Origin of the sequence: Halobacillus sp. KGW1 (assembly GCF_001592845.1) — a bacterium.
GTDB lineage: Bacteria > Bacillota > Bacilli > Bacillales > Halobacillaceae > Halobacillus.
Genome location: NZ_LSOC01000002.1, coordinates 373,324 through 393,916 on the forward strand (window position 1 = coordinate 373,324; position 20,593 = coordinate 393,916).

Sequence of the window (20,593 nt, forward strand, 5' to 3'; positions counted from 1 at the left end):
TGATGGTTTTTTAGAAAAATAACATTGCAATCGCTTACTTTAGTTTTGGCTTTTTTTCGCCGGGGTATCTCTGAGTTAAGTGAAAAAAACAGGGAGGATTTAACATTTCGTTCTTGTCATCTTTTCACTACATAACTTAGGGAGGATTTCATATGATAGGCATCATCATCTTCAGCTTTCTTTTTTACACCATATTCGTCGCCTGGTATTCGTGGTTCAAAACGCGGAAAACGAATCTTTCCAGTTCAGATGGATATTTTCTGGGAGGGCGCAGCCTGACGGGCGTCGTCATCGCAGGGTCTTTAATATTAACCAATCTTTCGACGGAGCAGCTTGTCGGTTTGAACGGACAGGGATTTTCAGAGACCATGGCAGTCATGGGCTGGGAAGTGACGAGTCCACTGGTGCTCATCCTGATGGCGTTCGTATTTCTTCCAAGGTATTTGAAGTCCGGCATCACGACCATTCCTGATTTCCTTGAGCAGCGGTATGACAGAAAAACGAGACAGATCGTTTCTGTCCTTTTCCTTCTTGGTTATGCGGTCGCCTATTTACCGACGGTCCTTTATTCTGGAGCGTTGGTGCTGGACAGCATTTTCTCTTTATCAAGCATTGCAGGTACGAGTCAGATCATGACTGTTTCCATCGTGGCGGCAGCAATCGGCATCATCGGCTGCGGTTATGTAATCTTCGGAGGACTACGGGCTTGTGCAATCAGTGATACCATCAATGGGATCGGTCTCATAATCGGCGGTCTCTTGATTCCGATCCTTGCGCTTGTGGCGATCGGCGGAGGAGATCTTGTCGGCGGCTTTAAAGAATTGATCGATAAGAATCCCGCTAAGCTGAACGCAATTGGTAATCATGAATCCTCGGTACCCTGGACGGTGCTGTTGACAGGACTCTTGTTCAACAATCTTTTTTACTGGTGTACGAACCAGTCCATCATCCAGCGGACCTTCGCTGCGAAGAATCTGGCTGAAGGGCAAAAGGGAGTCTTGTTCGCAGGTTTATTCAAGATATTCGGGGTATTCTTCCTCGTCCTGCCGGGAATCATCGCCTCTTTCCTTTACGGAAATACTCTTCCTACAGGGGATATGGCTTATCCGACACTCGTCAGTGATGTCCTGCCGCTTGCACTGTCAGGATTTCTAGCTGCCGTTTTGTTCGGAGCAATCTTAAGCTCGTTCAATGCTGCCTTGAACAGTTCGATTACGTTATTCACGCTTGATATATATCAACCGATTTTTAAACCGGAAGCATCCGAGAGGGAGCTTGTTAAAGCGGGACGCTTCTTCGCAGGAGCACTGGCTCTCGTTTCCGTGCTCGTCGCACCATTTATCATATTTGCACCCTCCGGACTGTACAGTTACTTACAGGAGATGTTCGGATTCTATAACCTGCCGATCATTGCCATGGTCCTCGTCGGCTTCTTCAGCAAATATGTGCCGGCCAGTGCACCGAAGATTACGATCATTGTTCACTTGATCGCCTATTCGTTGAGTAAGGTTTTTCTCGGGCATGTCAACTTCCTTTATGTCCTCGCGATCCTGTTCCCGCTGAACATCTTTATTATGGTGCTGGTAGGAAAACTGAAACCGCGCATCACACCTTATGTTCTTCTCGATGCAGGAAAAGTGGACTTGACCCCTTGGAAACACGCGAAGGCCTTCACCATTTTCACCATTAGTTTGATGATCGCGATGTATGTCTTCTTCTCTCCGATCGGAATCGCAGAATCTGCAGGTGGCTACTCGCCGCTGTCCGTCGTCTTCATGATCGGATCACTCGCGCTGCTTGGAGCCGTCTTCTGGTTCTTCAAGCGAACGGAAACGCGGAGAGAAAGAGTGAAAGCAGGTCCTATTTCTCCGAAAGTGACCCAGCTGCATAAATGAGCGTTTAATGAAAGTAGAGGAAGGAAATTATATAAATAAAGTTGTGGATGAGGAGGATCATACATGACAAAACAAGAGCGGTATGAAGCAGTAGTCGAAGGATATACCTGCTGTTGGACGTGTATTGTGTGCTTATTTCGAAGAAAATGAAGCGAGAAGCTGCCGGGAATGTACCCGACAGCTTTTTTTATTTGTAAAATATTTCTTGACTTTCCACCATCCTAGTTATATGGTTAGTTACATAACTAATGAACCAACGAAGAGGTGCTTTTATGGATCGTGATTTGGCGGTCGACAAGCCGATATTTCAACAAATAGCGGAAAAAGTCGAAGCAGGCATTTTGGATCAATCGATAACCGAAGGGGAAAGGGTCCCATCAACGAATGAATTCGCCAAGTTCTATCAGATCAATCCCGCGACGGCTGCCAAAGGAATCAATCTGCTGGTGGATGAGGGGATCATATTCAAGAAGAGGGGAATCGGCATGTTTGTTGCAGAAGGTGCGCGGGCTATCGTACTCAAAAAGCGTAAAACGGTTTTCTATGAAGAGTATATTCTTCCTTTGAAGGAGGAAGCAGAGAGAATCGGGTTGGATAAGGAAGAGCTGGATCGTCTATTAGGGGAGGCGGGAATCAAATGAAAATCGAACTGAAGAACTTGACGAAAAAGTATGGAGAGAAAACGGCGCTGAACGGGATCAACCTGACGCTGGAAGAAAATAAATTCTACGGGCTGCTTGGAAAGAACGGAGCAGGAAAGACGACCTTGATGCAGCTTTTGGCCGGTCACACGCTTCCCACTTCCGGGGAGGTGCTGGTGGATGGGCAGTCCCCGTTTGATAATAGGACGGTGCTGCAGGATATATGCCTGATCAATGAGACGAGCAACTTTAAGCGGCGCCTGAAAATTAAAGATGTGCTGAAGATTGTCTCCATGTTTTACCCGAATTGGTCCCAGGAAACGGCTGACCGCCTCATGGAGAAATTCCACCTGCACCCACGCACGAACGCCAGCGGACTTTCCAAAGGAATGGAATCAGCGCTTGGAATCATCATCGGTCTGTCTTCAAGGGCGAAGATTACGATATTCGACGAACCGTATATCGGACTCGACGCAGCTGCCCGGTATATGTTTTATGACTTGTTGCTGGAAGAATTTCAAGAATTTCCGCGTACGTTTCTGCTTTCGACGCACTTGATTGATGAGGTAAGCCGGCTGTTTGAAGAGGTAATCATGCTTCATAATGGTGAAATCATGTTTCATGATCAGGCGGAAGCGATGGTTCAGAAGAGCTTGAAGGTCGCCGGCATGAAAGAAAAGGTGGATGCTTTCACCACGGATAAGCATGTATTAAAAGAGCAGGAAATGATGGGGATGAAAACGGTGTGGTTGTATGGAGAGGGCTATTCGCTTGAAGGCGCCAGAAATGCCGGGCTTGAAGCGGAGCATATTTCCATGCAGGGCATCATGGTTCATTTGACGGAACTCGAAGGGGTGGAGAAGAATGCTTAGGGATTTAAAAGGGATTTTCTATTATTTATTAATCGATTACCGCTTTTCCTTTCTAGTGTTTTGGAGCATATTAACGGCGACGCTCGTGGGGTTTACGCTGCTTTCTATTCTTGTTCCGGACAGTTCCATGATTGTCTTTACAAGTCCAATCGTCTTCGTTTTCTGTATCATTTCCGGCCTTAATATGACGAAGGAAACTTTCCCGTTCTGTGTGAAAATGGGGACGACGCGTACCCGGTATCTGCTCGGTACGTTCGCTTTCAGCCTGTTTTTCTCTCTCGTTTTATCCATGGTTCATCTCGGGATTGTACGTGGATTCCGGGCAGTCCTGGATGCGGAAAAGATATCAAGCATCCGTCACTATTCCCTTATGGACATGTTGGATGTGCAGGCAGCCTGGTATAACGAGATCTGGGTGCTTGGTTTATTGTTCTTTCTGTTCATCTCCATCGGGTTCCTGCTCGGTTCCGTCTTTTACCGATACGGCCTTATTGGAGGCTTCAGCGGGGTGGCGGTCCTTGGGGTGTTGATGATGCTTCCTGTCACGAAGGATTATATGTTCAGTGAGGTTTTTCGACTTCAGGGGATGACGCTTCACGTGGATTTCCTCCTTCTTCTGGTTGCAGCCCTGTTGACTTTCGTTCCGAGCTGGATGGTCCTAAGAAAAGCCTCGACGACTGCTGCGAGAGCAAGATAAGAGCGTCCTGGTGAAAGGAACAGCAGTAATTATGGGAGGGATCATTCCGGCAAAGGGTAGAGGGAAATGGGCAGACTCCGACGGGATTAGCGGGACAGGAGAGACCCTGGAAGAACAACGCGATGAGGAGGCTCACCGGCCGCCGCGTGGAAAGCGTCCCATTTCCCGGACCCCGCCCTCTCCCTAGCTGGGAATCACTTCTTCAAAAAGCTGAAAGCCCCGCTGATACCTATCAGCGGGGCTTTCGTCCTTTTTATAAGGAGATCTTGGCTTTTCGTTTCTGGAAGTCGATATCGGAATAGTAGGCGTTCTTGACGAGTACGTTCGGTCCGAGACATTCGACAGCGGGGCAGTGGCAGTTCAGGCTTTTTGCTGTGTCTGTTTCCATCCATTGCTGGTAAGCGTCCGTCAGCTTCGTATCCTGAATGTTGCCGAGGCCCGGTTCGTCTCCGAAATCGGTCACGATGATATCGCCGCTGAAGATGTTTACATTCAGGCGGGAACGTCCGTCCGGATCATTTCTGACCGTTACATTCTTTGCACTATACAAACGTTTCAGCATGTCCAAATCTTCGTCGGAAGTGCTGCAAGGGTAGTAGGGCAGCGTGCCGAACAGCATCCACATATCTTCATCACGGTGATCCAGCAGGCGGTTGATACCTTCCCGCATTTCTTCCAAGCTCAGTGTTTCAAGCGCGCTAGCGAAATCGACCGGATACATCGGGTGGATTTCGTGGCGGGCGCACTTCATTTCCTTGACATGGTCATGGATCGATTCCAGATAAGGGAATGTCCGTTTGTTCAGCATCGTTTCTGCAGATACCATGACGCCTTCTGCGGCGAGTTTCTGGGAGTTCTCCACCATCCGGTCGAAGAACTTCCTGCGTGCCTCCTCCGACGGCTTTCTTTCCATGCGGGCGAAGCCGGTCGTAACGAACTCCTCGATCGTTCCCCAGTTATGAGAAATATGTAGCACATCGAGATAAGGGATGATCGGAACATAGCGCTCGTACGGCAGCGTCAGATTGGAATTAATCTGAGTCCGAACTCCGCGCTCATGGGCATATTTAAGAAGCGGCAGGACATAATTGTCGACCGATTTCTTCGACATCATCGGTTCTCCGCCGGTGATGCTCAAGGTGCGCAGGTGAGGGATTTCATCCAGACGATTAATGATCAGGTCCATCGGCAGGGCATCCGGGTCCTTCGACTGCAGCGTATAACCGACAGCACAGTGCGCACAGCGCATGTTGCAGAGTGTCGTCGTCGTAAATTCTATGTTGGATAACGTCATGTCTCCGTGTTCCTTTACATCCATGTAAGCTTCCCAAGGATCAAAGGATGGGGAGAGTTCTTGAAGCTTCATGTTGGTACTCATAAGTATGAAACTTCCTTTCTATTAAAATTGGTTTAGGACAAACCCTTCCTATTCTAACACTATTCTAGAGATAACCATACCATTCCTGCTCGGATTTCTCCGGGGACATCGGACTTTTTGGAAAAGCTTTTATATGTAAAAAGGTTTTGACATGTTTGTTTCTTTCTCTATACTGAATATGTGAAAAGTTTTTACATAATGAGGGGACCTCTGATTAAATAATTGCATCCGGTCCAAAAGGAAAACGAGGAAGAACTCTCCGGATGTACTGGCAAAACGGCGCCTGGTGACGAGGCAGACGATTAATACGACTCGACACGGAAACCCGCCTTTCCATTGTCTCTCGCGTTAAAAACATCCGAAGACGAGCTGTTTTCGTATGAGGAGGAAAAGAAATGAAGTGGAAGAAGCAGGACGAAATGGAGAAACACCAAAGCGGTAGGGCGGCAAAGAATGGGTTTGTCTATTATACCGTCGTACTATTGATCTGGTCGATTTATAATCAGCTCACGAAAGGGGGCGACGGCGGCTGGCAATATACCATTCTCATTGGAGGAGTCGCCGTCTACTTCCTGTCCCGCGTGTACTATAACCGAAAAGTAAATGGTTGAGGGTCCATCTCTCTAGAAAAGACCGGAACCCGTCAGACGGGTTCCGGTCTTTTCAGTAGGAGAAACAGCACGGAAAGGGTAAAGTTCCCTCTCTCGCATAGAATAAAGATGGACCATTGACCTCCGGCTAACGGTCTGTTTTAGTCAGAATTATTAGAAAATTATTACAATAGATGAAGTTCTTTGCTATGGTTATAAGTAAATAAACTGGATGGGAGGCCCATACATATATGATTTCAATGAAGAAAAAGCACGTCGTCGTTCCGCTGCTTGCATCTTTTTTAATGTTTTCCTCGTACCAAGCTCCTGCGGAATCGGAAGTGGATGCGGCAAAGGAGGAATCGGGTTTGAAGAAGAAGCTGGATACGGTGCTTGCAGATGAAGATTTGAAAGGGGCTCTTGCCGGGGTCAGTATCCGGATGGCGGAAACCGGCGAAGTGATATATGAGCATGATGCTCACACAAGGCTGAAGCCGGCTTCCAATATGAAGCTGTTCAGTGGGGCCGCGGCGATGGATCAGCTTGGTCCTGACTATACATTTTCTACAGAAGTCTATGCAGAGGGGACGATTCGGGGGCATAAGCTGCATGGCGACTTGTATTTGAAAGGCAAGGGAGACCCGACCTTGATGATGGAAGACCTTGAGAAGATGGCGGAAGAATTGAAGGAGAATGGCATACGAGAGGTGAAAGGGGATTTGATCGCGGACGACACATGGTATGACGACGTCCGGCTTTCTGAAGACATTACGTGGAACGATGAAACCCACTACTACGGTGCGCAGGTCTCTGCTTTGACCGTGGCGCCGAATGAAGATTACGACGCAGGGACGGTCATCGTCGCTGCCTATCCGGCAGAGAAGGAAGGGGACCCGGCTCGGGTGGAAGTCACGCCGAAGACGGATTATGTGAAAATCATCAACCGGACGAAAACGGTGCCGGCAGATGGGGAGAGGGATATATCGATGGAAAGGGAGCATGAAACGAACCGGATCATCGTGGAAGGAACGATTCCTCTCGACTCAAGCAGATCCCGCTCCTGGATAGCCGTATCGGAACCGACCGGACTTGCTTTGGACGTATTCCGAAGCGCCTTGGAGGAACAAGGAATCAAAGTGAAAGGAAAAAACAAGGAAGGGAAGCGGACACCGAAGAAAGCTCTCAAGCTGATCACTCATGAATCGATGCCGCTTGCGGAGCTATTTATTCCGTTCATGAAGCTGAGCAACAACGGCCATGCGGAGGTGCTGGTGAAGGAAATGGGGAAAGTCGTCCATGACGAAGGCAGCTGGGAGAAGGGGCTTGAAGTCGTGGATAGTTATCTGAAAAGCGCCGGTGTCGACACGTCCACCCTCCGATTAAGAGACGGTTCCGGGATGTCCCATGTCAACATGATTCCCGCTCATGAAATATCGGAGCTGCTTTATCAGGTCCAGGACGAAAAATGGTTCTCTGCCTATTTGAATTCCCTGCCCGTTGCAGGGAATGCCGAACGGTTCGTCGGCGGCACCATCCGTTCCCGAATGCAGGACACGGCTGCCGAGGATAACGTACAGGCAAAGACCGGATCGTTGACAGGGGTTTCCTCTTTATCGGGCTATGTGACGACAAAAGACGGAGAGAAGCTTATTTTCTCTATTGTTTTGAATAATTACCTGGTCGAGGATGTCGGAGACCTGGAAGACCGGATCGCAGTCATTCTGGCGGAACATCGATTTGTAGAGGAAGAGTAATTACTGATTATGGAAGATCGATTGCGGCATCGTGTGGAGAGGAATGGGCAGAGTCCATCAGGCTCACCGGCCAAAGAAAATTACTTCTTCAACAACCTGAAGTCAAGGCGCTCTTAAGTTTCCCGACTATATGGAAAAAGGATCAGAGAAGGCTCTGATCCTTTTTTGATTGGACAATTATGATTCTGGATTGGTACGGTCGGTTTCTTTTTTATCCACAAAAGCGGATCCTACCATATCACCGAATACGTTCGAGGCCGTTCCTGCCATCCCGATCAGGACGTCAACGCCTGCAATTAAGGCGACGATTTCAAGCGGGAGGTTGAACATCGTAAGCACGGCTGCGAGGGTGACGAGTCCGGCAGCGGGAATGCCTGCTGTCCCGATCGACAGCAGTGTGCCGATGACGACGATGGTGATGAAGTCCATGACGGTTAAATCAAGCCCTGTCACATTGGCGGCGAACACGATGGAAACACCCATACGCAGGGCGCCGCCATCCGAGTTGAACACGGCTCCGATCGGTAGGCTGAAGTTCACAATCCGATCGGAAATGCCGGCTTTCTTCGCCGATTCCATCGCAACGGGCAGGGAAGCGATACTGCTTGATGTAAAGAATGCCGTAATATAGGCGTCCTTCGTACTAGCGAAAAAGTCACGAACGTGCCACTTCGCAAGTTTCAAGAAAGACGTATATACTAGCAGCCAAAGCAGAAGGACACCTAAGTAAAACACACCGGTAAACGCGAACAGCGAGCGGAAGGTCTCCCATCCTTGACTGCCGAATGTCGAAGCACCGATCGCAAAGATTCCGACAGGCGCATAGAGAAGGATCCCCTGCAGAAGCAGGAAGAACAGGTCATTGGCCGCCGAGAAAAACTGGTGCAGCGTCTCTCCTGATTTCTTGAGTTCGTCCTTGTCCGAATAGCGCATCTTCACCAAAGCGAGGCCGGTGATGACGGCAAGGAAAAGGATGCCCATCAGCTCCCCGGAAGAAAACGCAGTGAACAAGTTGTCCGGGACGATGTTAAGCAGTACATCGGAAAATCCGGGCGTTTCCGGCTTTTCGACATCCGCGTTTGGCAGTTCCAGCCCGGCTCCCGGGTTGATCCACAGGGCGAGTGCTACCCCGATAAGGACAGCTGCAGCGGTCGTTATGCCGTAATAGACGAGCAGCTTTCCTCCAATTCTGCCAAGGTACCTCGGGTTCATTTGATTGATCGCAAGGACGACGGTCAGGAATATGACCGGAACAGCGATCAAATTCAACAAATTGATCAATATCGTACCGAGCGGTTTGACCGCCTCCATGGACGGACCGAAAAGGATGCCGGCTCCGATCCCGAGCAGGAAACCGAGCGTCATTTTCAATAGAAAAGAAGAATCTTTGTATAAGTGCCAAATCTTTTTCATACTTTCACCTCTTTATAAGCAATAGACCCAGTATAGCAGTTCCGTGCCGATTGCAGTAGCGTAAGATTCGATCGATGCTCTCTCATGTCATTTTGCGTATATAGAGGAAAAAAATGCATAAGTTCAATGAATTCCTTTTCCTGCGGTTGTGTGCTAAACTGGCAAAATGCAAAATTACATATCTGTAATTTTTTCAAATTTCTAATGGTTTCAGATAGGAGATGTAAGAAGTTTATGGACCACGCACTTATACAGGAACCGATGGCGGTATTCGCTTATCTTATCGCTGTCGTGGGAATCGTGTTCATGTTATCAACGATGGAGTATAAGCCTTTGAAGAAATTCTTCGGCTATCTTCCTCCGCTTATTTGGATGTATTTCCTTCCGATGCTTTCGACGACGTTCGGAATCATCCCGCAGAGCTCGGATGTGTACAGCTTTTTGAGTACGTATATCCTTCCCGCCGGGTTGCTGCTGTTAATGATCAGTACGAACGTACCGGCAACGTTCAAGCTTGGCGCGAAGGCCGTGCTCGTTTTCTTTGCGGGTACGATCGGCATCGTGATCGGGGGACCGATTGCGTTCGCCTTGTTCCAGGGGATTCTCCCTGAGGATGCCTGGCGAGGTGTCGGGGCGCTTGCCGGAAGCTGGATCGGCGGCTCGGCTAACATGGGAGCCATGATCGAAGCCTTTGATACGCCGGATCATATACTAAGCCCGATGATTTTGACCGATACGATCGTCGGAATCGGCTGGATGGGGGTCATGATTTCGCTTGCCAACTTCCAGAACCGCTTCAATAAATGGAATGGTGCGGATAACTCCACCATTAAACGGGTGAACGAGGAGATAGCAACAGACGTGGAGAAGAATGCCAGACCGCTCGAGCTTCCGCAGCTCTTCGGAATTCTGTCCATCGGTATTGCCGGCTCGTTTCTCGTCCGTCAGTTTGCCGATCTTTCCTTTATTCCGAAGTCGGAGGTCATGAATACGTCGACATGGACGTTCTTGATCATTACGGCCGTCGGAATTCTTTTGTCCTTTACGAAGGTGCGGAACCTTGAATATTATGGAGCCAGTAAGATCGGTTATGCCGGCATCTACTTGTTCCTGGCGGGGATCGGAAGCCAGGCGAACCTTCTGGATATTGTGGAAGCGCCGCAATTTATCCTGATGGGAATCGTTTGGCTCGCCATCCACGTGCTGTGTATTTTCCTTGCGGCCCGCTTATTGAAGGCGCCGCTCTTCTTTGTCGCCGTCGGTTCACAGGGGAATATCGGAGGGACAAGCTCTGCACCGATCGTCGCATCGGTCTTTCAGCCGGCGCTTGCCCCTGTCGGCCTGCTGATGGGGATCCTCGGTAACGTCGTCGGAACCTATGCTGCTCTGCTCTGTGGTCAGCTCGCACGTATGATTGCCGGAGGTTGATAGAAAAGCCGCTTTCCTTTTGATGAAGGAAAGCGGCTTTTCTTATTGACAATTCCTTCCTTGTGGTTGATACTACAGTTAAATAAATTTTACCGAGTAAAAAGGAGTGAACGGTCTAGTGGAGGACATAAAAATACTAACAACCCACGACCAGCTGAAGGCGATGGCGGATCCGTTCCGGTCGGACCTGCTTCTGCGTCTGATGGGGAAGGCGCAGACCGGTCAGCAGCTTTCTGAAATTTATCAGCTCTCAAGAGCCCGCATCCATTATCATTTAAAAGAGTTGGAGAAGAACGGGCTCTTGGAAATTGCTAGAACGGAAGAAAAGAACGGGATTGTCCAGAAGTTCTATCAAACGGTAGCCCGCGGGTTTGTACCGGATGCCGAACTGCTGCCAAACGCAGAGGTGTCGGGTCCAATCCGGCAGATGATGCTCGCCATGCTCGATCATTCCAAACAGCGGGTTTTATCTGTGCCGGAGGAGTCGCTGGAGAATGATTCCCTGTCTAAAAAACCGGAAGACTGGAAATACCGATCCGCCGCTTATGAAATTCATGCAAAGGAGGAGGACTTTCTGGCCTGGCAGCAGAAATTCTCCGACTTAATGGAAGAACTTGCATCGATTCAACGTACGGAACCGACAGAAGATGCGAAGCTGTATTATTTTCACATGCTCGGTTTGCAGATAGAGGAAAGTCGGTTTGGGAAAAAGGGAGAGACATGAAGTGGGGGTGGAGGTCTCTTTTTTTGTGCAACAGTAAAATAATTTTTACCGTCGGCCTGCGCCGGCATCCGAGGAGGAGATGTTATGGAAAGCGCAAAGTCATATGAGGAGAAAAGAGGGGTTTCGTTATGGAAGTCAAGATCCTTTCTCCTATTGTCCTTTACAACGGTTGTTTCCAGTTTAAGCCTGTCGATGTTTATGTTTCTTCAGTCGTGGTACATCGTAGAGTCGTTACATATGGCAGCGGCTCTCGGCATGGTGTTGATTTCCTTGACGACGGTGCGGATGGTTTCCATGATTGTCGGCGGAGTGGTCGCGGACCGCTGCAGTCAAACGAAGGTCATGGCGGCATCGGACTTAACGATGGCTGTCTTCCTCTTTACCTTATCGATTTGTTTTCTTACCCTTCAGGAGGTTCCTGTTTGGATCATGGCGGTCCACGCAGGCCTGTTCGGAGCCTGCGGCGGAATGTTCGAGCCGGCAAGAGATGCGCTGCTTCCGAAAGTGACAGGGAAGGATCAGCTGACGCGCGCAAACTCCGTCATTCAGGGAACGATCCAGATTGCTACGTTCACCGGACCACTCCTTGCCGGTGTCCTGATCCATTCGCTTTCCTACAGCTTCGTCCTTCTGATCATCGTCCTGTTTCTTTTCTTATCCGGTGTCGGAATTCTATTTGTGAAAAAGCAGGGAAAGGATGCGCGGGAAGGGGAGCGATCCCCGTTCTATGCCCAATTGGCGGAGGGCTTCCGTTACACGTGGCAGTCCAGACTGCTGCGATCACTGTTCATCATTACGATCATCGTCAACTTTTTCATCTCCGGCCCTTTGATGATGGGGCTGCCGATCTTCGTGGAAGGAGTCCTGGACGGAAGTGCCCTCGATTTCAGTCTCGTCCAAGGAGGACTGACGTTCGGGATGATTCTCGGAGCTGTCCTGATCGGTTTTCTCAACATCCGGCGGAGACGGGGAGCGTATGCGCTGTACTTGATCGCTCTCGAAGGAGCCGGTATGTTTATCTTCAGCCGTGCAGATACGCTGGTTTTATCCGTGCTTATTATCGTTCTTATCGGCATGATCATTCCGGCCGTCAATATTCCGCTCCTATCCCTCGTTCAATCGTCTGCAGAAGAAAGCAAGGTGGGAAGGGTGATGAGTCTGATACGGACCGGGTCGCTTGGGTTGATTCCGCTCTCGTACGCGGTCACCTCTCTGTTTCTCGGCTGGGGAATTCCGATTCAAACGTTGATGGCATGGAGCGCGCTGCCCCTTCTCGTGAGTGTTTTCGTTTTATATGTGACTTATCCTGTCCTGCGCTCCGCCGATTAAGCGGGGCCTTTTCTTTTTGCCTGCCGTGATATGCGGGAGAACAGGGGAAAGTACGGGAGAGAAAGGGAAGAACTTATCTTATAAGATCAATCCCGTCAGAGAAACCATTGTGTTTTTGTACAGAGGGCATTAGAGGAAAACAAGTGTTTGATATCGAACGTTATAAGGAATGAGGAAGCAGAGAGGAGAAATGACATGAATCCAACCGTATTGATTACCGGAGCATCGAGTGGGTTCGGCTATTTGACGGCGGTCAAATGTGCGGAAAAAGGGTTTTCGGTAATCGCGACAATGAGGAACATGGAAAAAGCGGAAGTATTCGAGGACGCAGCGATTTCCAATCACGTGAGGAGCCGGATCACGGTTTGGAAGCTCGACGTGACCGATGATGCTTCCATCGCTGCATTTAAAGAAAAGCTGAACGATTTGGAAGCAGTCGACGTTCTCGTCAACAATGCTGGTTTTGCAATCGGCGGCTTTCTCGAGCAGATACCGCTGGAAGCGTACAGACGTCAGTTCGAGACGAATGTGTTCGGGGTCATCGCCGTCACCCAGGCAGTTCTGCCGCTCATGCGGAAGCAGAAGCGTGGCAAGATCATCAATGTGAGCAGCGTCAGCGGTTTGATCGGATTCCCGGGGTTATCGGCATACGTGTCATCGAAACATGCGCTCGAAGGGCTTACAGAAAGCCTCCGCTTCGAGGTCCAGCCATTCGGCATCGATGTTGCTCTTGTAGAGCCGGGCTCGTACCAAACGAATATATGGTCAGCCGGAATGGAACTCCCGGACGCTGTCCATGACCCTGATTCTCCCTATGCTGATTACATAAAAGGACTATGGAATGCGTTGAATGGAGACAGCCGCGAAAATCCGTCGGATGTAGCTGCATTGATGACGGAGTTGGTCGAGCAGGACAGAATACGGAAGCTGCGCTTTCCAATCGGAGCGAAAGTGAAGTTCAACGTATTTCTGAAACGGGTCATGCCTTGGAGAATATTGGAGAAAGCAGTGCTGACGACGGTTTTAGGAAAAGGAAAAACGAACAGGAGGAAACGAAATGACCGCAGTGATGAGTGGGGCAGAAGAGATAAGGTTCGAGGGTAATGAGGTAGGGATCCTGGTATCCCATGGATTTACAGGAACGACGCAAAGTATGAGGCCGCTGGCAGAAGCATATGGCCGCGCCGGGTATACCGTCGTCTGTCCGAGACTGAAGGGGCACGGCACCACGCCGGAGGACATGGAGTCCACGAGTCATGAAGACTGGATTCAATCGGTCATGGAAGCCTTTGACTGGCTGGAAGCGCGTTGTGAAAAAATCTTCGTCGTCGGCTTGTCGATGGGAGGGACGCTTGCTTTATATGTGGCAGGGAAGAAGAAGGTCGCCGGCGTCATCCCGATCAATGCAGCAATCGATATCCCGGTGCTTGAGAACAGCTCGAGCACAGAGGAGCGCTTTCTTGAAGCGATTGGATCGGATATTAAAGATCCGGAAAGTGACGAGCTCGGCTATGATCGGACACCGGTAAAATCGATTAGAGAGCTGTCGATGCTCATGGGGAAGACCAGGGATCTATTAAGCAGCATTCATTGTCCGATCGTCGTTTTCGTTTCAAGGGAGGATCATGTCGTGCCCCCGAACAATTCCGAGGTAATATTTGAAACGGTTTTTTCCGAGCATAAAGAAATTATCCATTTGGATGACAGCTATCACGTCGCAACGCTCGACCATGATAAAGACTTGATCATCGAGCGCAGTCTGGAGTTTTTCCAGACGTACACAAATACGAAATAGCATTCCCCGGGAAATAAAAGGCCTTTGTAATTTCGGGTGGTTTCGACTATAATAGAAGACAAATCAAGAAAAGTAAACGGTATAAAGCCTTCAAGGGGAGCCTCCGGCTGAGAGTGGACGCTGTGTCCAGACCCTTCGAACCTGTCAGTTAGCACTGGCGCAGGGATGGCGGCTTTTTTGATGGTGCAATGCTCAACAAGGGACTCCTCCATCAGGAAGCTTCCCTTTTTGGCATTGCTTTTTTTGTGTTCAATTATTGGGGGTAGATAACGATGAGAAATCGTCGTGTATTATTTCTTGTCGAAGTAGCTATATTCTCTGCTTTGGCACTGCTTTTGGACATCATTCCATTTCTTTCATTCAAATTGTGGGCACAGGGTGGTTCTGTGTCGCTCGCGATGGTTCCTGTCTTCATCATCGCTTTCCGTTGGGGAATCAAAGGCGGAGTCGCCACCGGGCTGCTGCTCGGGGCCTATCAAATCTTAACCGGTGCTTACATCATGACACCTCTTCAGACGTTTCTTGATTACTTCGTAGCTTTCGGTGTCATCGGTCTTGCAGGTGTCGCGGCAAAGCCGGTATGGAACGCGGTACGGAAACAAAACAAAAAAGCGATCGTCGGCTGGATCATTGTCGGCTGCTTTGTCGGGAGTCTCCTGCGTTTCTTCGGACATTTTCTCGCAGGGATCGTCTTTTACGGGGAGTTCGCGCCGGAAGGACAGCCGGTCTGGCTGTATTCGCTCGTCTATAACGGGGGGTATATGCTGCCTGCATTCGTATTGAGCAGTATCGTCCTCATCATTCTTTTTCTGCAGCGTCCGAAGCTGCTCACACAAGAATAATACAAGGTTCCCATCCCGCTCCTAGGAATCCTTAACCACTAAAAGCATCGTGCTCCGGCACGATGCTTTTCTATTTTTTATAGGGAGGGAGACCCTATTTTATAGCATATGGGTTTCATGCTTCCTGTAGAAGTGTATATACCATTGCACTGGTTACATAAAAGGAGGGCTGGAAATGAAGAAGCTTTTTAGAAAGAAGCGGTTTTGGTTGATTGTCATTCTTATATTTATCGTACTCGTTTTCATGATCGCTTATCATACATCGTGGAAGAAGCTTCCTGAGGGCATCTCCTATGAAGGGGACGTGCACGAACTATCGGGCGTGGAGTTTTTTCGGGATCTCACGTATGAAGATGAAGAAGGTAATACGGTTCACGACGCGGAGATATTCGATGAAATAAACGCCATGATTGGTGAGGCGGAGGATTTCATTGTTGCAGATATGTTTTTATTTAACGGCTACACAGATGGAAAAAGAGATTTTCCGCCACTGTCGGAAAACCTGGTGGATGCCATTCTCGCCCAAAAGGAAAAGCATCCTGACTTGAAGGTCGTTTTCATCACCGATCCAATCAATACGGTTTACGGGTCTTATGAGTCGGAATCGATCAAGCGGCTGAGGGATGGGGGTGTCGATGTCGTGCTGACGGATCTGAACGAGCTCCGTGATTCCAACCCGCTCTACTCCAGCGTCTGGAGGGTGACGGCTTCATGGATGGGGACAGGCGACGGCGGCTGGATCAGCAACCCGCTCGCAAAAGATGCACCCGATGTCACTCTGCGCTCGTATTTGAAGCTGATGAATATTAAAGCGAATCACAGGAAGCTCGTTGTGACGGAAGATGCGGCAATCGTATCGACGGCGAACCCGCATGACGCGAGCGGTTACCATGAGAATGTGGCGTTCAAGATGACAGGCCCGATCATCCGGGACATTCTCGAAGCCGAGGAGGCAGTTGTCCGTTATTCCGGCGACGCTGATTTCCCGGATTACAAGAACAGGAAATGGGAAAAACAGGATGGTCCAGTGAAGACCAAGTTCGTCACGGAAGGAAAGACGTACCAGGCAATTTTGGAAGAACTTAAGGATGTTGGAAAAGGAGATACGATCTGGCTCGGCATGTATTACCTTGCGGACAGAAAGATCGTTGACCTGATTGACAAAGCAGCAGACCGGGGGGCGGAAGCGAACATCATCATGGACCCGAACAAGCAGTCATTTGGACATGAGAAGACGGGGATTCCTAATTTACCCGTAGCCGCAGAGATGCAGCGTCTCGGGAATAAGAACATCCATCTCCGCTGGTATGATGTGAATATCGAACAATTCCATACGAAGATGCTTTATTTAGATAAAGAAGAGGAAGACGTCATCATTGCCGGCTCCGCCAACTATACGAGACGGAACCTGGCAGACTTGAACCTGGAAGCGAACGTCGTGATGAAAGGAAGCGGAGAAGAGCCTGTTTTTCAGGAGGTCGACGGCTACTTCACCAAGCTTTGGAATAACGAAGACGGTCATTTCACAGCGGATTATGAGGAATATACGGATAAGTTGACGTTTATTCGCTATGCCACGTATTACCTGCAGAAATGGACGTGGTTTACGACCTATTGATGGACTACCTCCGGACGATGAGCGTCCGGGGGTTTTTCTGTGTCGGGAACGTTTTATGCTACGATAGAAGGAGGGGGGATGTTATGAAAGCAACCGGCATCGTCATCGAGATCATCGCTGTTGCATCCGTATTCCTGTTGAGTCAAGTCCTGATGTATGGCGTAGATACGGTTCCTCTAGGGATGGATATGGGAGAAGACGGTAAGACAGTCACTCGTCAAGATTGGATGTGGGAGGAAAAGGAAGTTGTTGAGGTTCAAGCGCTCTCCAGTGAGCAGGAAGTCGCTGTTCTTGTCATGGATCAACGCCTCCACAATTTTTTTGCCTGGATCATCAGTCTTCCTCTTTTTCTAGTCATCGGGGCAGGGTCCCGTATTTTCTCAAAAAGGTATGGAACGCGTGCTCTTCTTTCACCGAAGTGGCAGGGAGTGTTGGATGTCGTCGCGATCGCCTTCATCCTCGCCCTATGCATATATGTGGGTTTGGAGTACAAGGAGCTTCTTGAAGAGGCGGATGCTTTATGGCAGCAGCTGAAAAGAGCTGCATAATAGAAGAGGAGTGGTAAGGATGAAATTGGAATTCCGAAAGATCACCGCCTTCGACGAGACAATGGTCGCGGCATACAACCGTTGGGAGAACGATCGAACAATCAGTGCACTTGCAAGACCTCATAAAAATCAAGCGTCTTTCGAGAAGGAACGTCTGCAGACGGTGGATACACTGACGAAGCGCCTGGAGGACCATGAAATGTATGCCATCATGCTGGACGGGGTCCTTGTCGGTGAAATGAACTTCATGATCGATCCGGAACATCTCTTTAGGAAAGAGAAGGGCTCCGGCTGGATCGGGATCACCATCGGTGAAGCCGGCGCCCGGGGGAAAGGTATCGGCGCTAAGGCGATTTTATTTATGGAGGAGGAAATGAAGAAGATGGGCTTGAAGCGGGTCGAGCTCGGAGTTTTTGAATTCAACGAGTCTGCGCACAGACTATACAGCAGACTCGGTTACAAGGAGATAGCCAGAGAAGAAGGATTCACCTACTATGACGGGAGGATGTGGGCGGATATCCGTATGGAGAAGCCTCTTTCGCTGACGGCCCAATAAAAAAATCCCGGGACGGCCCGGGATTTGGTGGTATTATGGCTGAAGGAACATCGCTTCAAGGGCTGGGTCGCCCCCGGCGAAACCTAAGGCAACAGCTGTATATGCTTCATTCGGCTTAAACGTCGCTTGAGGGATTTCAAGGACGACCTGATTCGTACCGGCGACCCGGACTTCCAGGTCGGCCGTCGTCGGCGGCAGGGTCATGTAACGGGTCGCTTTACCGAAGGGAACATTCCGGAAGAGGACGTCCCCACCTTTGACGGCGACGTCGACAGCCGGAGCGTTCGGTGATAAATGCCACACCCTCACCTTGCTGCTTCCGGAAGAGACACTGCTGCTGTCTACTACCGGTATCAGCTGAAGGTTATTCACAGCTCCTGCTGCGGCTACGGTATAGCGGTTGCCTCCGTCGACGCTCACCTGCTGGGATAAGACCGGACTGCTTGTATCTCCGGCTGCATAGATGTCAATCTTATAAGTGCCTGCTGGAACGGTCAAATAATTGCTCTGCTGTTTATAAGAGATGCCTCCAAGAACCTTTTGTCCGTTTACATAGACGTCGACGGCCGGTGCGTCCGGTGAGGCGTGCAGCACCCGCACCATCGCATTCATCCCCGTGTTTCCTCCGGATCCACCCGGTCCCATTTCACTGCGCTCGCTCATGATGAGCCGCTGCATGCACTCCAGGTGTCTCTGGTAATAGTACACATGCAGCCTGGGGTCGATATATTTGTAGTAATTCGCCATCAGATCATACTTCATCGCCTGCCACGCAAGCTGATCCCTGCCATCATTCATGTTCATCATCCCCTCCCAGGAAAAAATCTCTAACACAAGCCTATGCGTGCTTTCCAGGAAAGAGACCAACCATTCTGTTTACTCGGCTTTGGACAACGCTTGGACGGGAGAGGCCTGCTTGTTCAGGAAACTCATGAACAGCGTATGGATGACGATCCCGATCATAATCAGACAGACGCCGAGAAGAGCAAGGCCGCTCGGCAGCGGACTGGAAAGCAGCCACGCTTCCCCGACAATGACGAACAGGATCTGCGTCGACTGTGTCGCTTCCACAGCAGCCAGCTTCCCCTGGTGATGCTGGACGCGGTACGTTGCAAAAAAGAACAGGGTTGTGGCAATGATTCCGGAGGAAACCGCAACAATCAGCGACTGTACGACCTGGCCGGGACTCGGTGCGCCTGCTTGAACGCCGGCAATGGCACTTAATACAAGCCAGAACGGCAGACTGGCAAGCGTCATCCCGAAAATGCGCTGGAACGTATCCAGCCTGTCGCCACAAACGGCCATCATTTTTCTGTTACCAAGCGGGTAAGCGAAGCAGGCGACAAGCACAGGAAGCACTCCGACGACCCATTCAAGAAATGTCGTGTCGGCGGCCTTTTCGAATTGTATCAAGAATACGCCGAAGAGGATGATGGAAGAGATCGCGAGTGCCCGCCACTGCATGACACCCTTGCCTTTCACAATCAAGGGAGCGATAAGGATGCCTGCGACGATCGTCATCTGCCACGTTCCGGCGACAAGCCAACCAGGTCCGTAAGCAGCGGCATAGGTAAGCGGCGCATAGAAAAGTACAAATCCGACAAAGCTCCATGTAAGCCATTGCAGGGGGGCCTGCTTCATTTCAGAAAACACTTGTAGGAGATTTCTTCTACCGAGTACAATAAAGAATAAGAACGGAATCATGAACAGGAATCGGAGGGAAGCACTCCACATCCAGCTGCCCCCGTCCAGTTCCATCGAACGGTTCAAAATGAACGTGACAGCGAAAAACATCGAGGAAATGATGCCAAGTAACAGCTCTTTCATAACAATAGGACTCCCTTTTGGTATATTATAGTTTTGTTTAGGTTTATTATAATATACTTAATGCGTGGTGTTTCGGCAACATAAAAATAGGAGAAGAATGCTATGGACTATAATCAACATTGGGAAAACCCGGAAACATTCGCCAAACATGTCGGAAAGAAACTGCGGAATATCCGCAAAGAGAAGGAAATGTCGTTGAACGACCTGGCGGAAAAGACGCAGGTCAGCAAACTGACCCTCGGCAAGATCGAACGCGGGGAGGCGAACCCTTCTCTCACGATCATTTGGAAAATCGCAAACGGACTCGCCATCCCGATCACGGCGCTGGTCGCTGACAGTAAAGAGGTCGTCATTTCGAGAAGGCAGGAGGGCCGTAAAGTATTGAGCGCAGATGAATCGCTGACGCTCGAACCCATGTTTACGAACTCCGGCTACGGTTCGTTGGAGACGCATCGTGCTTTTCTGAAACCGGACAGCTTTTACACTGCGGAAGCCCATCAACCTGGTGTGATCGAGTTCGTGACGGTCATGGAAGGGGTGGCGGAAGTCGTGGTAGGAGAGGAAGTCTATCCGCTTAACGTCCACGACTCGATCAAGTTTCACGCTGACCAGCCGCACGGATATCGGAACAGGGGAAAAGAAGAAGCGGTGCTTCATTTTGTCATGATTTATACGAAAGCATGAAG

The 20,593-nt window shown here is 49.7% G+C and carries 20 protein-coding genes and 1 riboswitch; of the genes, 16 read left to right on the forward strand and 4 right to left on the reverse strand.

Annotated elements, in window-relative coordinates:
- Nucleotides 1-152: 152 nt before the first annotated feature.
- The 4 genes from AXG56_RS02580 to AXG56_RS02595 all read left to right on the forward strand — a co-directional run bounded on the left by AXG56_RS02580 (nt 153) and on the right by AXG56_RS02595 (nt 4,105).
- A complete protein-coding gene (locus AXG56_RS02580; protein WP_035388472.1) occupies nt 153-1,895 on the forward strand; it encodes a solute:sodium symporter family transporter in 1,743 nt (580 codons plus the stop codon).
- Between the two features lie 272 nt (nt 1,896-2,167).
- Nucleotides 2,168-2,536: a GntR family transcriptional regulator gene (locus AXG56_RS02585; RefSeq protein ID WP_062513118.1), complete on the forward strand. Its 369-nt coding sequence runs from the start codon at nt 2,168-2,170 to the stop codon at nt 2,534-2,536.
- Nucleotides 2,533-3,408 (forward strand): ABC transporter ATP-binding protein, encoded by an 876-nt coding sequence (locus AXG56_RS02590; RefSeq protein ID WP_008637410.1) that lies wholly within the window; start codon nt 2,533-2,535, stop codon nt 3,406-3,408. The genes AXG56_RS02585 and AXG56_RS02590 overlap by 4 nt, the downstream gene beginning before the upstream one ends.
- Nucleotides 3,401-4,105, forward strand: a complete 705-nt coding sequence (locus tag AXG56_RS02595; RefSeq protein ID WP_062513121.1) for a hypothetical protein — start codon at nt 3,401-3,403, stop codon at nt 4,103-4,105. Before AXG56_RS02590 ends, AXG56_RS02595 begins: the two co-directional genes overlap by 8 nt.
- A 253-nt stretch (nt 4,106-4,358) precedes the next feature.
- On the opposite strand, the gene yfkAB is transcribed toward AXG56_RS02595, so the two are convergent.
- Complete coding sequence (gene yfkAB, locus AXG56_RS02600) at nt 4,359-5,483, reverse strand: radical SAM/CxCxxxxC motif protein YfkAB (RefSeq protein WP_026578496.1); 1,125 nt, start codon at nt 5,481-5,483, stop codon at nt 4,359-4,361.
- A 395-nt stretch (nt 5,484-5,878) separates the two neighbouring features.
- Here yfkAB and AXG56_RS02605 point away from each other — a divergent pair, with 395 nt between their 5' ends.
- Both AXG56_RS02605 and dacB read left to right on the forward strand, forming a co-directional pair.
- Complete coding sequence (locus AXG56_RS02605; RefSeq protein ID WP_062513123.1) at nt 5,879-6,094, forward strand: hypothetical protein; 216 nt, start codon at nt 5,879-5,881, stop codon at nt 6,092-6,094.
- 239 nt (nt 6,095-6,333) lie between these two features.
- Nucleotides 6,334-7,827 carry a D-alanyl-D-alanine carboxypeptidase/D-alanyl-D-alanine-endopeptidase gene (dacB, locus tag AXG56_RS02610; RefSeq protein ID WP_062514086.1) on the forward strand — a complete coding sequence of 498 codons (1,494 nt, stop codon included), beginning with the start codon at nt 6,334-6,336 and terminating at the stop codon, nt 7,825-7,827.
- Nucleotides 7,828-8,004: 177 nt separating this feature from the next.
- Here the strand turns inward: dacB and AXG56_RS02615 are convergent, their stop codons facing one another.
- Nucleotides 8,005-9,240 carry a dicarboxylate/amino acid:cation symporter gene (locus AXG56_RS02615; RefSeq protein WP_062513125.1) on the reverse strand — a complete coding sequence of 412 codons (1,236 nt, stop codon included), beginning with the start codon at nt 9,238-9,240 and terminating at the stop codon, nt 8,005-8,007.
- A gap of 234 nt (nt 9,241-9,474) precedes the next feature.
- On the opposite strand from AXG56_RS02615, the gene AXG56_RS02620 reads away from it, so the two are divergent.
- The 9 genes from AXG56_RS02620 (at nt 9,475) to AXG56_RS02660 (ending at nt 18,080) form a co-directional block, all read left to right on the forward strand.
- On the forward strand, nt 9,475-10,668 hold the full coding sequence (locus AXG56_RS02620; RefSeq protein WP_008637425.1) for a DUF819 domain-containing protein: 1,194 nt from the start codon (nt 9,475-9,477) through the stop codon (nt 10,666-10,668).
- 163 nt (nt 10,669-10,831) lie between these two features.
- The gene (locus AXG56_RS02625; protein ID WP_369815264.1) at nt 10,832-11,392 is read left to right on the forward strand and encodes an ArsR/SmtB family transcription factor; all 561 of its coding nucleotides are present in this window, start codon (nt 10,832-10,834) and stop codon (nt 11,390-11,392) included.
- An 84-nt stretch (nt 11,393-11,476) separates the two neighbouring features.
- Entirely contained in the window at nt 11,477-12,721 is a 1,245-nt protein-coding gene (locus AXG56_RS02630) for an MFS transporter (RefSeq protein ID WP_062513127.1), read from the forward strand.
- Nucleotides 12,722-12,916: 195 nt separating this feature from the next.
- Nucleotides 12,917-13,825, forward strand: a complete 909-nt coding sequence (locus tag AXG56_RS02635) for an SDR family oxidoreductase (RefSeq protein WP_062513129.1) — start codon at nt 12,917-12,919, stop codon at nt 13,823-13,825.
- On the forward strand, nt 13,779-14,516 hold the full coding sequence (locus AXG56_RS02640; protein WP_062513130.1) for a carboxylesterase: 738 nt from the start codon (nt 13,779-13,781) through the stop codon (nt 14,514-14,516). Before AXG56_RS02635 ends, AXG56_RS02640 begins: the two co-directional genes overlap by 47 nt.
- Before the next feature lie 83 nt (nt 14,517-14,599).
- Nucleotides 14,600-14,699: riboswitch (TPP riboswitch) on the forward strand.
- A gap of 89 nt (nt 14,700-14,788) precedes the next feature.
- On the forward strand, nt 14,789-15,358 hold the full coding sequence (gene thiT, locus AXG56_RS02645; protein WP_008637432.1) for an energy-coupled thiamine transporter ThiT: 570 nt from the start codon (nt 14,789-14,791) through the stop codon (nt 15,356-15,358).
- Nucleotides 15,359-15,533: 175 nt separating this feature from the next.
- The gene (locus AXG56_RS02650) at nt 15,534-16,976 is read left to right on the forward strand and encodes a phospholipase D family protein (RefSeq protein WP_062513131.1); all 1,443 of its coding nucleotides are present in this window, start codon (nt 15,534-15,536) and stop codon (nt 16,974-16,976) included.
- A gap of 83 nt (nt 16,977-17,059) precedes the next feature.
- Nucleotides 17,060-17,524 (forward strand): hypothetical protein, encoded by a 465-nt coding sequence (locus tag AXG56_RS02655; protein WP_062513132.1) that lies wholly within the window; start codon nt 17,060-17,062, stop codon nt 17,522-17,524.
- Between the two features lie 19 nt (nt 17,525-17,543).
- On the forward strand, nt 17,544-18,080 hold the full coding sequence (locus AXG56_RS02660) for a GNAT family N-acetyltransferase (RefSeq protein WP_026578505.1): 537 nt from the start codon (nt 17,544-17,546) through the stop codon (nt 18,078-18,080).
- Between the two features lie 33 nt (nt 18,081-18,113).
- Here the strand turns inward: AXG56_RS02660 and AXG56_RS02665 are convergent, their stop codons facing one another.
- Together AXG56_RS02665 and AXG56_RS02670 are read right to left on the reverse strand one after the other, a co-directional pair.
- Nucleotides 18,114-18,884, reverse strand: a complete 771-nt coding sequence (locus AXG56_RS02665) for a DUF4397 domain-containing protein (RefSeq protein ID WP_062513133.1) — start codon at nt 18,882-18,884, stop codon at nt 18,114-18,116.
- A 72-nt stretch (nt 18,885-18,956) separates the two neighbouring features.
- The gene (locus AXG56_RS02670; protein ID WP_026578507.1) at nt 18,957-19,907 is read right to left on the reverse strand and encodes a multidrug resistance efflux transporter family protein; all 951 of its coding nucleotides are present in this window, start codon (nt 19,905-19,907) and stop codon (nt 18,957-18,959) included.
- A gap of 102 nt (nt 19,908-20,009) precedes the next feature.
- On the opposite strand from AXG56_RS02670, the gene AXG56_RS02675 reads away from it, so the two are divergent.
- A complete protein-coding gene (locus AXG56_RS02675) occupies nt 20,010-20,591 on the forward strand; it encodes an XRE family transcriptional regulator (RefSeq protein WP_062513134.1) in 582 nt (193 codons plus the stop codon).
- Nucleotides 20,592-20,593 lie beyond the last annotated feature (2 nt).